The sequence below is a fragment of the Kitasatospora sp. NPDC048298 genome (assembly GCF_043201465.1).
Taxonomy (GTDB): domain Bacteria; phylum Actinomycetota; class Actinomycetes; order Streptomycetales; family Streptomycetaceae; genus Kitasatospora.
On sequence record NZ_JBICYZ010000007.1, the window covers coordinates 16,976 to 31,683 of the forward strand.

A 14,708-nucleotide genomic window follows, 5' to 3' on the forward strand; every position below is an offset into this window, starting at 1 on the left:
GGCTGCACCCCCGGGCGCGTCACGCGCCCGGGGTCCTCAAGGGGGGAATCATGGCTGGAACCCGCAACACCGCCGCCGTCGCCGTCGTCATCGCCGCCCTGGCGCTGACCGCTACCGCGTGCGACAACAACGACGACAAGAAGGCCGCCCCGGCCGCGCCGACCACGGCCGCCCCGGCCACCCCGTCGGCCGCCGCCCCGACGACCGACGCGAAGCCGGCGAAGGTCAGCCCGGCGGTCTTCCTGGAGCAGGTCACCCAGAAGACCAGCGCGGCCAACTCGGCCAAGGTCGACGAGACCATCACGATCGGCGAGATCGCCATGAAGGGCTCGGGCGCCATCCACTGGGGCGACGGCATCCAGGGCGACCTCACGATGGACTTCTCCGGCTCGCCGGTGGGTAAGGGAATCGCGCTCCTCACCGGCAGCGAGTCGGCGCCGTACCGCTTCACCAAGGACGGGATGTACCTGCGCATCGGTGGTGACGCGGTCGAGCTCCTGGACGGGAAGCACTGGGTGCACTACAGCGCCGCCGACCAGGCCAAGGCGACCGGGGGGTCGACCGACCAGTTCAAGGACGCGGACCCGGTCGAGGGCGTGCGGCTGCTGATCGCGACCGGCAAGGTGACCGAGGCCGGCGAGGAGACGGTGGCCGGCAAGGCCACCACCCACTACTTCGGCGAGCTCAGCATCGACGACATGGCCAAGGCGTCCGGCAAGGGCCTGACCCCGGAGAAGCTCGACCAGATCAAGCAGAAGCTGACCACGGCCGGCATCACCAAGGAGCGGATCGACGTCTGGGTCGACGCCGACCAGCTGGTGGTCAAGCGGACCGAGACCGGGGACACCAAGGCGGGCATGTTCAAGACCTCGGTCCTCTACTCGGACTACGGAACCCCGGTCAACGTCGCCCCGCCGGCCGCGTCCGACGTGGTGGAGGCCTCCGCGCTGGCGAAGCTCGGCAAGAGCGGCTCCTCAAGCTGACCCGACCGCCCGGCCGACGGGCTCCGCCGACCCGGCGGAATCCGCAGGCCCCAGGGGGGCCGCCGCCGGGCGGGCCGGGGACGGGTGGCAAGGTGGCCCGAACGAGGCCGCCGTCGGACGGGGCCGGGCGAGAGGGGAACGGGCGATGGCGGGACGGCAGCGGTTGGCGGCAGTGACCGTCGTCGTCCTGCTGGCGAGCGGCCTGAGCGGGTGCGGCGGGGGCGGCGGTGCGACCGCCACGCCGTCCGGCAGCCCGAGCCAGACCAGCGCCTCGCCCTCCACCGCCTCCCCGAGCGCCCAGGCCAAGCCGACCGACCGCTCGCCGCACGGGGTGCTGCTCTCCGCCCAGCTGGCCATGCAGACCGCCCGCCGGGCCAAGGTCAGCTACCGGCTCGGCGCGGACGCCGGGTCCGGCCCGCTGTTCTGGCAGCCCAAGACCGCGCTCCAGATCAAGCGCTCCACCCCGGCCGAGGCCGAGCAGCTGATCGTCGTGGACACCGTCGCCTACCAGGGCGGGGACGCCGCCACCGCCGCCCGGCAGGGCGGGAAGCACTGGGAGCGCTTCACCGTCCCGCCGGACGCGGACGGCCACAAGGAGATCCCGTACGCCGGGCTGATCGACCTGCTGAACCCGGTCGAGGCGCTGACCGCGGCCACCGCCGAGGGGACGGACCCGGTCTTCGTCGGCGAGGAGAAGTTCGAGGACTCGACCGTCGAGCACTACCGGGTCGCCACCACCGCCGAGAGGTACGCGGCCGCCCAGACCCAGCTGACCCCGTCCCGCCGGGACGGTCTGCGGACCGCGCTCGCGCCCGGCGGCTCGCTCTCGCTCACCCTGGACCTCTGGCTCAACGACAAGGACCAGCTGGTCCGGCTCCAGCGCACGGGCAGCGGGGACAGCGGCCGGGCGGACGACTCGGTGCTCTACACCGACCACGCCGGGGCGCTGCTCTCGGCGCAGGCGCCGGCCGAGTCGGACACCGTGGACACCGGCGTCCGGACGGTCTCCCCGCTGGCCCGCTGAGCCGCTCCGGGCCTGCTCCGTCCGAGGGCGATTTGCACCTTGCGAACGCCTCCGGCTAATCTGGCCGAAGCCAAAGACCGCTGGTTGTCACCACGCCCCCGTCAGGGAGCAGGTGGCCGAAGGATCTGCGCTTCGTCGCAGGCAGCCCGCGCAGGTGTGTCTGGAGCTTCGACTTCCGGGTTCCGCGTTCGCGCGGCCGCCCGTCGAGGTCGTTCCGAGCCCCGTGCCCCTGCGCACCGGGGCTCGTTGCATTTACGCAGGAGCTTTCCTTCCGTCCAATCGGTCCGCGGCGACCTAGGTCGACTTTCGCGGTCGGCCCGACTTCGACATCACGGAAGGAGGCGTAAGCCTATGGCCAGGCCCGACAAGGCTGCTGCCGTCGCCGAGATCACGGACAAGTTCCGTGGCTCCTCCGCGGCGCTGCTCACCGAGTACCGCGGTCTCTCGGTGAAGCAGGTCAAGACCCTGCGTCGCTCGCTCGGCGACAACGCCGAGTACGCCGTGGTGAAGAACACGCTGACCAAGATCGCGGCCAATGAGGTCGGGATCACGGAGCTCGACGACCTGTTCAACGGTCCGACGGCTGTTGCCTTCGTCACCGGTGACCCGGTGGAGTCGGCGAAGGCTCTGCGTGACTTCGCCAAGGAGAACCCCGCTCTCATCATCAAGGGCGGTGTCCTTGACGGCAAGGCGCTGTCCGCCGATGAGATCAAGAAGCTCGCGGACCTCGAGTCCCGCGAGGTGCTGCTCGCCAAGCTGGCGGGTGCCCTGAAGGCCAAGCAGTCCCAGGCTGCCGCGCTCTTCCAGGCCCTGCCGTCGAAGCTCGTCCGCACTGTGGACGCGCTGCGCGACAAGGTCGAGCAGGGCGGTGCCGGTACGCCGGCTCCCGCCGCCGAGGACGCTGCCGCCGAGTAATTCGGCAGGCTCACGCCTCGCTGCGGGCCCGTACGCCCGCCCCACCCGTACATCCGGCACCAACCTGCCGATTTAGTGGAAGGACGCCATCATGGCGAAGCTGTCCCAGGACGAGCTGCTCGCGCAGTTCGAGGAGCTCACCCTCATCGAGCTGGCCGCCTTCGTGAAGGCCTTCGAGGAGAAGTTCGACGTCACCGCCGCCGCCCCGGTCGCCGTTGCCGGCATTGCCGCCCCGGGCGCCCCGGCCGAGGCCGCTGAGGAGCAGGACGAGTTCGACGTCATCCTCGAGGCCGCTGGCGACAAGAAGATCCAGGTCATCAAGGAGGTGCGCACCCTGACCTCCCTCGGCCTGAAGGAGGCCAAGGACCTCGTTGACACCGCTGGTGCCAAGGTCCTGGAGAAGGTTGCCAAGGACGTTGCCGAGAAGGCCAAGGCCGCCCTCGAGGGTGCCGGCGCCAAGGTCACCGTCAAGTGACTTCTCGCCCCCTCTGAGGGGGCCTGAAGCCGGGCCGATCACCCTTGTGGGTGGTCGGCCCGGCTTTTTCGCGTTTCCGGGCCGGGGCCGGGCCCCGTCGGGCCGTCCACGGCCCGGTTCCCCCGACCGGCCGGTCCGGCCCGCCGGCGCGGCCGGCGGCCCACTCGGCAGCGTCGGTGCCGGGGGGTATGGTGATCACCGTCGTCGAGGGCGGCCCCACCACGGTTTCTGTAACGCGGAGGGGCTCCGGACCGATAGACCGATCGAGGCCCGCACCGCCGGTGGGCCCTTGACGAACCCGGCGCGGCGCGCGATTCTCAAGGCGCGAGTCCGCCCGGTTGGTCCGCTGCTGGATGCATAACCAGTGGCTCCGGCGGGAAATGACTCCACGTGAGTTAGAGCAGTACCCGGTGGGCGCCTGCGCTCGCCGGCTACCGGGAGGAGTCTCCGATTCGGTCTCCGAATCAGAGCTGGACAGCAGTGTCGCCTTTGGCTACACTGTCCCTTTGCGCTGCCTGTTAGCTGCTCCGTGACTCGTCGCCCGGAGTTTGCGTTGCCCTGAAGGGGTCTGGCACCGCCTCCGCAAAGCGGCTCTGACCTGGGGTTTCGACTCCGGCAGAGGCCAGTGGCGAGGGAGGCGGCACCAAGCCCAAGCAGGCCCGGCTGGTACGCGCGTAGTGAGCTCCGAGCCCTCGGAAGGACCCCCCTCTTGGCCGCGCCGCGCAACGCCTCGAACAATTCCGCCGCATCCACCGCCCCGCTCCGCGTCTCCTTCGCGAAGATCAAGGAGCCCCTCGAGGTCCCGAACCTCCTGGCCCTGCAGACCGAGAGCTTTGACTGGCTGCTCGGCAACGCGGCCTGGAAGGCCCGGGTCGAGGCGGCCCTGGAGAGTGGTCAGGACGTCCCCACCAAGTCCGGTCTGGAGGAGATCTTCGAGGAGATCTCCCCGATCGAGGACTTCAGTGGGTCGATGTCGCTGACCTTCCGCGACCACCGTTTCGAGCCGCCGAAGAACTCCATTGACGAGTGCAAGGACCGCGACTTCACGTTCGCGGCCCCGCTCTTCGTCACGGCCGAGTTCACCAACAACGAGACCGGTGAGATCAAGTCTCAGACGGTCTTCATGGGCGATTTCCCGCTCATGACCCACAAGGGCACGTTCGTGATCAACGGCACCGAGCGTGTCGTCGTCTCGCAGCTGGTCCGCTCCCCGGGTGTGTACTTCGACTCCACCCTGGACAAGGTGTCCGACAAGGACATCTACTCCTGCAAGGTCATCCCCTCGCGTGGTGCCTGGCTGGAGATGGAGATCGACAAGCGCGACATGGTCGGCGTCCGCATCGACCGCAAGCGCAAGCAGTCCGTCACCGTGCTGCTCAAGGCGCTCGGCTGGACCAACGAGATGATTCTCGAGGAGTTCGGCGAGTACGAGTCGATGCGCGCCACCCTGGAGAAGGACCACACCCAGGGCCAGGACGACGCGCTGCTGGACATCTACCGCAAGCTGCGCCCGGGCGAGCCGCCCACGCGCGAGGCCGCGCAGACGCTTCTGGAGAACCTCTACTTCAACCCGAAGCGCTACGACCTCGCCAAGGTCGGCCGTTACAAGGTCAACCGCAAGCTGGGCAACGCCGAGTCGCTGGACTCCGGCGTGCTCACCGAGCCCGACATCATCGGTGCGATCAAGTACCTGGTGAAGCTGCACGCGGGCGAGACCGAGTGGCGTGACGACGAAGGCCGCGACATCGTGGTCGAGGTCGACGACATCGACCACTTCGGCAACCGCCGCCTGCGCAACGTCGGCGAGCTCATCCAGAACCAGGTCCGTACGGGTCTCGCCCGTATGGAGCGCGTCGTGCGCGAGCGCATGACCACCCAGGACGTCGAGGCGATCACGCCGCAGACCCTGATCAACATCCGGCCGGTCGTCGCCTCCATCAAGGAGTTCTTCGGCACCAGCCAGCTGTCGCAGTTCATGGACCAGACGAACCCGCTGTCGGGCCTGACCCACAAGCGTCGTCTGTCCGCGCTGGGCCCCGGTGGTCTGTCCCGTGAGCGGGCCGGCTTCGAGGTCCGTGACGTGCACCCCTCGCACTACGGCCGCATGTGTCCGATCGAGACCCCCGAAGGCCCGAACATCGGTCTGATCGGCTCGCTGGCCTCGTACGGTCGGGTCAACGCGTTCGGCTTCATCGAGACGCCGTACCGCAAGGTCGTCGACGGTGTGGTCACCGAGAAGGTGGACTACCTCACCGCCGACGAGGAGGACCGCTACGTCATCGCCCAGGCGAACGCGCCGCTGACCGAGGACCTGCACTTCGCGGAGCCGCGCGTCCTGGTCCGCCGCCGTGGTGGCGAGATCGACTACATCCCGGGCACCGAGATCGACTACATGGACGTCTCGCCGCGCCAGATGGTGTCGGTCGCGACCGCCATGATCCCCTTCCTCGAGCACGACGACGCCAACCGCGCGCTCATGGGCTCGAACATGATGCGCCAGGCGGTGCCGCTGCTGAAGAGCGAGGCTCCGCTGGTCGGTACCGGCATGGAGTACCGCTGCGCCGTCGACGCCGCGGACGTCATCACCGCCGAGAAGGCCGGTGTCGTCCAGGAGGTCTCGGCCGACTACGTCACCGTGGCCAACGACGACGGCACGTACACCACGTACCGCGCCGCCAAGTTCACCCGCTCCAACCAGGGCACCGCCTTCAACCAGAAGGTGCTCGTGGACGAGGGCGCCCGGGTCGAGTCCGGCCAGGTGCTGGCCGACGGCCCGTGCACCGACGAGGGCGAGATGGCCCTCGGCAAGAACCTGCTCGTGGCGTTCATGTCGTGGGAGGGTCACAACTACGAGGACGCGATCATCCTGTCGCAGCGCCTCGTGCAGGACGACGTCCTCTCCTCGATCCACATCGAGGAGCACGAGGTCGACGCCCGTGACACCAAGCTCGGCCCCGAGGAGATCACCCGGGACATCCCGAACGTCTCCGAGGAGGTCCTGGCGGACCTCGACGAGCGCGGCATCATCCGCATCGGCGCCGACGTCGTCACCGGCGACATCCTGGTCGGCAAGGTCACCCCGAAGGGTGAGACCGAGCTGACCCCGGAGGAGCGCCTGCTCCGCGCGATCTTCGGCGAGAAGGCCCGTGAGGTCCGCGACACCTCGCTGAAGGTCCCGCACGGTGAGTCCGGCAAGGTCATCGGCGTGCGCGTGTTCGACCGCGAGGAGGGCGACGAGCTTCCCCCGGGTGTCAACCAGCTGGTCCGCGTCTACGTGGCCCAGAAGCGCAAGATCACCAACGGTGACAAGCTCGCCGGCCGTCACGGCAACAAGGGTGTCATCTCCAAGATCCTCCCGGTCGAGGACATGCCGTTCCTCGAGGACGGCACCCCGGTCGACATCATCCTCAACCCGCTGGGTGTCCCGTCCCGAATGAACCCGGGACAGGTCCTGGAGATCCACCTCGGCTGGCTCGCCAAGCAGGGCTGGGACGTCTCCGGCCTCGCCGACGAGTGGGCCCAGCGGCTCCAGGCGATCGGCGCCGACACCGTCCAGGGCGGCACCAACCTCGCCACCCCGGTCTTCGACGGCGCCCGCGAGGACGAGATCACCGGCCTGCTGGACAACACCACCCTCACCCGTGACGGTGAGCGCCTGGTGAACTCCACCGGCAAGGCCCGCCTGTTCGACGGCCGCTCCGGCGAGCCGTTCCCGATGCCGGTCTCGGTCGGCTACATGTACATCCTCAAGCTGCACCACCTGGTCGACGACAAGCTGCACGCCCGTTCGACCGGTCCGTACTCGATGATCACCCAGCAGCCGCTCGGTGGTAAGGCGCAGTTCGGTGGTCAGCGCTTCGGTGAGATGGAGGTGTGGGCCCTCGAGGCGTACGGCGCGGCCTACGCGCTCCAGGAGCTGCTCACCATCAAGTCCGACGACGTCCTCGGCCGAGTCAAGGTCTACGAGGCCATCGTCAAGGGCGAGAACATCCCCGAGCCCGGCATTCCCGAGTCCTTCAAGGTCCTCATCAAGGAAATGCAGTCGCTCTGCCTCAACGTGGAGGTGCTGTCCTCGGACGGCCAGTCCATCGAGATGCGGGACTCCGACGAGGACGTGTTCCGCGCCGCCGAGGAGCTCGGCATCGACCTGTCCCGGCGCGAGCCGAGCAGCGTCGAAGAGGTCTGACGGAGGCTGGGCCGGCCGCAGCAGCGGCCGGCCCGCCCCCAGGCCCCCCTCAGACCACATGAACGACTCTCGACTTACGAAAGAGGGCTTGACGACCAGTGCTTGACGTCAACTTCTTCGACGAGCTCCGCATCGGCCTGGCCACCGCCGACGACATCCGCCAGTGGTCGCACGGCGAGGTCAAGAAGCCGGAGACCATCAACTACCGCACCCTGAAGCCCGAAAAGGACGGCCTCTTCTGCGAGAAGATCTTCGGCCCCACCCGGGACTGGGAGTGCTACTGCGGTAAGTACAAGCGCGTCCGCTTCAAGGGCATCATCTGCGAGCGCTGCGGCGTCGAGGTGACCCGCGCCAAGGTGCGCCGCGAGCGGATGGGCCACATCGAGCTGGCCGCCCCGGTCACCCACATCTGGTACTTCAAGGGCGTGCCGTCCCGTCTGGGCTACCTGCTCGACCTGGCGCCGAAGGACCTCGAGAAGGTCATCTACTTCGCCGCCTACATGATCACCTGGGTCGACGACGAGCGCCGCCAGCGCGACCTGCCGTCCCTGGAGGCGCACGTCTCGGTCGAGCGCCAGCAGATCGAGAACCGTCGCGACTCCGACCTCGAGGCCCGCGCCAAGAAGGCCGAGACCGACCTGGCCGAGCTGGAGGCCGAGGGCGCCAAGGCCGACGTGCGCCGCAAGGTGCGCGAGGGCGCCGAGCGCGAGATGAAGCAGCTGCGCGACCGCGCGCAGCGCGAGCTCGACCGCCTCGACGAGGTGTGGGCCCGCTTCAAGAACCTCAAGGTCCAGGACCTCGAGGGCGACGAGCTGCTCTACCGCGAGCTGCGCGACCGCTTCGGCACCTACTTCTCCGGCTCGATGGGCGCGGCGGCCCTCAAGGACCGCCTCGAGACCTTCGACCTGGCGGAGGAGTCCGAGCGCCTGCGCGAGATCATCCGCACCGGCAAGGGCCAGAAGAAGACCCGTGCGCTCAAGCGCCTCAAGGTCGTCTCCGCGTTCCTGCAGACCACCAACAAGCCCAACGGCATGGTGCTGGACTGCGTCCCGGTCATCCCGCCGGACCTGCGTCCGATGGTGCAGCTGGACGGTGGCCGCTTCGCGACCTCCGACCTGAACGACCTGTACCGCCGCGTGATCAACCGCAACAACCGCCTGAAGCGCCTGCTCGACCTCGGTGCCCCCGAGATCATCGTGAACAACGAGAAGCGCATGCTCCAGGAGGCCGTCGACGCGCTGTTCGACAACGGCCGCCGCGGCCGTCCGGTCACCGGCCCGGGCAACCGCCCGCTGAAGTCCCTCAGCGACATGCTGAAGGGCAAGCAGGGTCGTTTCCGTCAGAACCTGCTCGGCAAGCGAGTCGACTACTCGGCCCGTTCGGTCATCGTCGTCGGCCCGCAGCTCAAGCTGCACCAGTGCGGTCTGCCGAAGGCCATGGCGCTGGAGCTCTTCAAGCCGTTCGTGATGAAGCGCCTGGTCGACCTGAACCACGCGCAGAACATCAAGTCGGCCAAGCGCATGGTCGAGCGTGCCCGTCCGGTCGTGTGGGACGTGCTCGAAGAGGTCATCGCCGAGCACCCGGTCCTGCTGAACCGTGCGCCCACCCTGCACCGCCTCGGCATCCAGGCCTTCGAGCCGCAGCTGGTCGAGGGCAAGGCCATCCAGATCCACCCGCTCGTCTGCACCGCGTTCAACGCGGACTTCGACGGTGACCAGATGGCCGTCCACCTGCCGCTCTCCGCGGAGGCGCAGGCCGAGGCCCGCATCCTGATGCTGTCCTCGAACAACATCCTGAAGCCGGCCGACGGTCGCCCCGTCACCATGCCGACCCAGGACATGGTGCTCGGTCTGTTCTTCCTGACCTCGGACCGCGAGAACGTGAAGGGCGCCGGTCGCACCTTCTCGTCGACCGCCGAGGCGATCATGGCCTTCGACGCCCGCGACCTGGACGTCCAGGCCCCGATCGAGCTGCGCCTGCCGGCCGGCACCGTCCCGCCGCGTGGCTGGACCGCCCCGGTGGACGAGGACGGCCAGTCGAGCTGGTTCGACGGCGAGCCCTTCCGCCTGACCACCACCCTGGGCCGCGCGCTCTTCAACGAGCTGCTGCCCGAGGACTACCCGTTCGTCGACTACGAGGTGGGCAAGAAGCAGCTCTCCGCGATCGTCAACGACCTGGCGGAGCGCTACCCCAAGGTCGTCGTCGCGGCGACCCTGGACAACCTGAAGGCGGCCGGTTTCCACTGGTCGACCCGCTCGGGTGTCACCGTCTCGATCTCGGACGTCGTCGTCCCGCCGAGCAAGCCCCAGATCCTGGAGGGCTACGAGGCGAAGGCGGAGAAGGTCCAGCGTCAGTACGAGCGCGGCCTGATCACCAACGACGAGCGCAAGCAGGAGCTCATCGGCATCTGGACCCAGGCGACCAACGAGGTCGCCGAGGCCATGAACGTGAACTTCCCGAAGACGAACCCCATCTTCATGATGGTCGACTCGGGTGCACGTGGAAACATGATGCAGATGCGCCAGATCGCCGGTATGCGTGGTCTGGTGTCGAACGCCAAGAACGAGACCATCCCGCGACCCATCAAGGCGTCGTTCCGTGAGGGTCTGTCCGTGCTGGAGTACTTCATCTCCACCCACGGTGCCCGTAAGGGTCTGGCCGACACCGCCCTCCGTACCGCCGACTCCGGTTACCTCACCCGTCGTCTGGTCGACGTCTCCCAGGACGTCATCATTCGCGAGGAGGACTGCGGCACCGAGCGCGGCCTGAAGCTGGCGATCGGCTCCGTGGGTGCGGACGGCGTCCTGCGCAAGGCCGACGACGTCGAGACCAGCGTCTACGCCCGCATGCTGGCCGAGGACATCACGGTGGACGGCAAGCTCCTCGCCACCGCCAACACCGACCTCGGTGACGTCCTGATCGACGAGCTGATCCGCCACGGCATCGGCGAGGTCAAGACCCGCTCGATCCTGACCTGTGAGTCGGCCGTCGGCACCTGTGCCATGTGCTACGGGCGCTCGCTGGCCACCGGCAAGCTGGTCGACATCGGTGAGGCGGTCGGCATCATCGCCGCCCAGTCCATCGGTGAGCCCGGTACCCAGCTGACCATGCGTACCTTCCACACCGGTGGTGTGGCCGGTGACGACATCACCCAGGGTCTGCCCCGTGTCGTCGAGCTCTTCGAGGCCCGTACCCCCAAGGGTGTGGCCCCGATCTCGGAGGCGCAGGGCCGGGTCCGCATCGAGGACACCGAGAAGACCCGCAAGCTGGTCATCACGCCGGACGACGGCAGCGAGGAGATCGCCTACCCGGTCTCGAAGCGTGTGAAGCTGCTGGTCAGCGAGGGCGAGGCGGTCGAGGTCGGCCAGAAGCTGACCATGGGTGCCACCAACCCGCACGACGTCCTGCGCATCATGGGCCAGCGTGCCGTCCAGATCCACCTGGTCGCCGAGGTCCAGAAGGTCTACAACTCGCAGGGTGTGTCGATCCACGACAAGCACATCGAGATCATCATCCGGCAGATGCTCCGCCGCGTGACGATCATCGAGTCGGGCGACGCCGAGCTGCTGCCCGGCGAGCTGGTCGAGCGCGGTCGCTTCGAGCAGGAGAACCGCCGCGTCGTCGCCGAGGGCGGTCACCCCGCCTCCGGCCGTCCGCAGCTGATGGGTATCACCAAGGCCTCGCTGGCCACCGAGTCCTGGCTGTCGGCCGCCTCCTTCCAGGAGACGACCCGGGTCCTCACCGACGCGGCGATCCACGCCAAGTCGGACCCGCTGCTGGGCCTCAAGGAGAACGTCATCCTCGGTAAGCTCATCCCGGCCGGTACGGGTCTGCCCCGCTACCGCAACATCCGGGTCGAGCCGACCGAGGAGGCCAAGGCCGCGATGTACTCGGCCGTCGGCTACGACGACTACGACCTGTCGCCCTTCGGCGCCGGCTCCGGCCAGGCGGTCCCGCTGGACGACTACGACTACGGCCCGTACACCGGCTGAGTCGCGTAGCACCGACCGCAGGGCGGTCACCCTCACGGGTGGCCGCCCTGCGGCGTTCCCGGGCCCCTTTCGAGGCCGCGCGGGTGGCGGACGGAATCCGATTAGGTCATACGGCCGAAGTCGCGTAAGCTTCTGTTCACCGACGCGGGGTGGAGCAGCTCGGTAGCTCGCTGGGCTCATAACCCAGAGGTCGCAGGTTCAAATCCTGTCCCCGCTACTCAGTACGAAGGGCCCGGAGGCATTCAGCCTCCGGGCCCTTCGGCGTTCCCGGGGCGGGCGGCTCCGTCGTGCGGGGGAGGGGCGGGAACCGCTCCGGTGGGGGAGGCGGTGGGGGAGGCGGCCGCGGGAGGGTTCTCGGCGTCGGGACGGGGCTTTCGAAGGGGTCGGGGATGAAGCGGGTGCTGGGCGCGGTGGCGATCACGGCGGGGGTCGTGCTGGGGATGCAGGGGTGCCTGCCGTTCGGGGGCGAGGACGAGCACCGGACGCTGAGCTACGGGGTGGCGGAGCCGGTCCGGGAACTCGTCGTCGAGGGGTTCGACGGCGGCGTGGTGGTGAACGGCGGCGGCGACGGCGTGCACGTGGTCGAGCGGCAGAACTACTCGGGGGACGTACCGAAGAGCAGCCACGAGGTGGCGGACGGCGTGCTGAAGCTGACGTACGACTGCGGTCACTGCGGGATCGGCTACACGGTGCAGGTGCCGGTCGGGACCAGGGTGCGGGTCAAGGAGGGCAACGGCGGCGTCAGGCTGTCCGGGCTGGCGGGCGAGGCGGAGGCCGAGGTGACCAACGGCGGCGTCGAGGCCGACGGGCTGCGGTCCCCGAAGGTGCGGCTGACCGCGGTGAACGGCGGGGTGCGGGCCGACTTCGCGGTGGCGCCGTCGACGGTCGAGGCGAGCACCACGAACGGCGGGGTGCGGCTGCGGGTGCCGGTCGGGGAGGCCTACGCGGTGGACGCCCGGGCCTCGGTCGGCGGGGTGGAGGTGGGCATCCCGTCGAAGCCGGGGGCGGAGCGCCGGATCACCGCGCGGGCGGACACCGGCGGTGTGACGGTCACCGGTGCCTGACCGGGCCGTTCCGGAGGTCCTGCCGCTGGGGCATGATCTTCTCCGCGGGGGCGGCGTCCCCGGCTACGGGGGAGGTGCGGTGGTGGAGCGCGCGGCGCGGTGGCGGACGGGGCGGATCCGGCGGGAGTGGGCGACCGGCCCGAGCCCGTACGTCCTGGACACCTTCCTGGCGGTCTGCTCGGCGGCGGTGTCGGTCTGGTCGGTCTACCACGACGACACGGACTGGCCCTGGTGGGTCTACCTGCTGGCGGTGTCCACCGCGCTGTTCCTGCCCTGGCGGCGGCGGATCACGCTGCCCCTCATGGTCGTGGGCAGCGTGCCCGCGGTGCTGGTGACGGTGCTCGCGCACTCGGCGAACCCGCAGATGCCGCTGTACGCGGTGATCGGGATGTACACCGTGGCGGAGCGCTTCCCGGACTGGCAGCGCTGGCCGGTGCTGGCGTTCGTGGTGGTCGCCAACGTGATCGGCACCCATTCGCCGAACGGCGCGCTGTTCAGCGTGCTCACCTCGGGCGGCTCCTTCGTGTTCGGCTCGCTGGTGCGCGCCCAGCGGCAGTTGGCCCGGGTACAGGCGGAGCGGGCCCGGGAGGCCGGGGAGCGGGCGGCGAGCGACGCGGCCCGGGCGGTGGCGGAGGAGCGGGCCCGGATCGCCCGGGAGATGCACGACATCCTGGCGCACGCCGTCTCGCTGATGGTGATCCAGGCCGAGGCCGGGCCGGTGGTGGTGCGTAGCGATCCGGACCGGGCGATCCGCGCGTTCGACACCATCGCCGACGCGGGCCGGGACGCGATGGTCCAGCTGCGGCGGGTGCTCGGGGTGCTGAAGGACCCGGAGGCGGGCCGGCAGCTGGCGCCCCAGCCCCGGCTGGCCGAGCTCGCCGGGGTGGCCGATCGGGTGCGTGCGGCGGGGCTGCGGGTGGACCTCGAACTCCCGGCGGAGCAGGACCCGCTGCCGGCCGACGTGGAGGCGGCGGCGTTCCGGATCGTGCAGGAGGCGCTGACCAACACGGTCAAGCACGCCGGGGCGGACCGGGCGGCGATCCGGGTCCGGCGGGCCGGGGAGGTGCTGGAGGTCGTGGTCTCGGACAACGGCCGTGGGGTGCCGGCGCCCGCCGGCCGTACCGTGGTCGGCTGGTCCGGCGGCCGCGGGCTGGTCGGCATCCGGGAGCGGGCGGCGGCCTGCGGCGGGCGGGCCGAGGCCGGGCCGGGCCCGGAGGGCAGGGGTTTCCTGGTGAGCGCCCGGCTGCCGCTGGGCACGGGCGAAGTGGTGGAGGGAGTGGGCGGATGACGCCGATCCGGGTGGTCGTCGCGGACGACCAGGAGCTGGTGCGGGCCGGGTTCGGGATGATCCTGGACGCGCAGCCGGACATCGAGGTGGTGGCCGAGGCCCGCGACGGCGCCGAGGCGGTCGAGGCGGTGCGCGCGCACGGCCCGGACGTGCTGCTGCTGGACGTCCGGATGCCGGTGATGGACGGGCTGGAGGCGGCCCGTCGGGTGTGCGCCGAGTTCCCGGCCACCAAGGTGATCATGCTGACCACCTTCGACATCGACGACTACGTCTTCGACGCGCTGTACGCGGGCGCCAGCGGCTTCCTGCTCAAGGACGTCCGGCGGGACGACCTGGCGCACGGGGTGCGGATGGTCGCCTCGGGGGAGGCGCTGCTCGCGCCCTCGGTGACCAGGCGGCTGATCGGCGAGTTCGCGGCCCGCCGGCCGGGGGCGCCGGAGCGGGCGGTGCGGCCGCCGTCGCGGCTGCTGGAGCAGCTGACCCTGCGCGAGCAGGAGACGCTGCGGCTGATCGCCCGCGGGCTGTCCAACGCGGAGATCGCGGCCGAGCTGGTGGTCAGCGAGCACACGGTGAAGACGCACGTCAGCAATGTGCTGAGCAAGCTCGGGCTGCGGGACCGGGTGCACGCGGTGGTGTTCGCGTACGAGGCCGGGGCGGTGGTGGCGGGGGAGTCCTGACGGGCTCCCCCGTGCGGGGGAGGCGGCCCTTTCGCCGGTGCGGGCGATCCGGGACGAGGGCCCGGGCGGCCAGGCTCTGCGGTGTCGGAACGGACCACACCACC

At 69.9% G+C, this 14,708-nt stretch carries 9 protein-coding genes and 1 tRNA gene; all 10 read left to right on the top strand.

Annotated elements, in window-relative coordinates:
* The first annotated feature begins 50 nt into the window (after window positions 1–50).
* A complete protein-coding gene (locus ACGF0D_RS08190; protein ID WP_392914367.1) occupies window positions 51–983 on the top strand; it encodes a hypothetical protein in 933 nt (310 codons plus the stop codon).
* A gap of 145 nt (window positions 984–1,128) precedes the next feature.
* Entirely contained in the window at window positions 1,129–2,007 is an 879-nt protein-coding gene (locus tag ACGF0D_RS08195; protein ID WP_392867440.1) for a hypothetical protein, read from the top strand.
* A 351-nt stretch (window positions 2,008–2,358) separates the two neighbouring features.
* On the top strand, window positions 2,359–2,922 hold the full coding sequence (rplJ, locus tag ACGF0D_RS08200) for a 50S ribosomal protein L10 (RefSeq protein WP_045693068.1): 564 nt from the start codon (window positions 2,359–2,361) through the stop codon (window positions 2,920–2,922).
* Window positions 2,923–3,013: 91 nt separating this feature from the next.
* The gene (rplL, locus tag ACGF0D_RS08205) at window positions 3,014–3,397 is read left to right on the top strand and encodes a 50S ribosomal protein L7/L12 (protein ID WP_329930353.1); all 384 of its coding nucleotides are present in this window, start codon (window positions 3,014–3,016) and stop codon (window positions 3,395–3,397) included.
* A 709-nt stretch (window positions 3,398–4,106) separates the two neighbouring features.
* Window positions 4,107–7,583 (top strand): DNA-directed RNA polymerase subunit beta, encoded by a 3,477-nt coding sequence (gene rpoB, locus ACGF0D_RS08210; RefSeq protein ID WP_392867437.1) that lies wholly within the window; start codon window positions 4,107–4,109, stop codon window positions 7,581–7,583.
* A 98-nt stretch (window positions 7,584–7,681) separates the two neighbouring features.
* Window positions 7,682–11,575, top strand: coding sequence for a DNA-directed RNA polymerase subunit beta' (locus ACGF0D_RS08215; RefSeq protein ID WP_392867434.1), 3,894 nt, complete (start codon window positions 7,682–7,684; stop codon window positions 11,573–11,575).
* Window positions 11,576–11,718: 143 nt separating this feature from the next.
* Window positions 11,719–11,792: transfer RNA gene (locus tag ACGF0D_RS08220), tRNA-Met, on the top strand.
* A 172-nt stretch (window positions 11,793–11,964) separates the two neighbouring features.
* On the top strand, window positions 11,965–12,639 hold the full coding sequence (locus ACGF0D_RS08225; RefSeq protein WP_392914368.1) for a DUF4097 family beta strand repeat-containing protein: 675 nt from the start codon (window positions 11,965–11,967) through the stop codon (window positions 12,637–12,639).
* A gap of 79 nt (window positions 12,640–12,718) precedes the next feature.
* Entirely contained in the window at window positions 12,719–13,927 is a 1,209-nt protein-coding gene (locus ACGF0D_RS08230; protein ID WP_392914369.1) for a sensor histidine kinase, read from the top strand.
* Window positions 13,924–14,604, top strand: a complete 681-nt coding sequence (locus ACGF0D_RS08235) for a response regulator (protein WP_392867426.1) — start codon at window positions 13,924–13,926, stop codon at window positions 14,602–14,604. The genes ACGF0D_RS08230 and ACGF0D_RS08235 overlap by 4 nt, the downstream gene beginning before the upstream one ends.
* Window positions 14,605–14,708 lie beyond the last annotated feature (104 nt).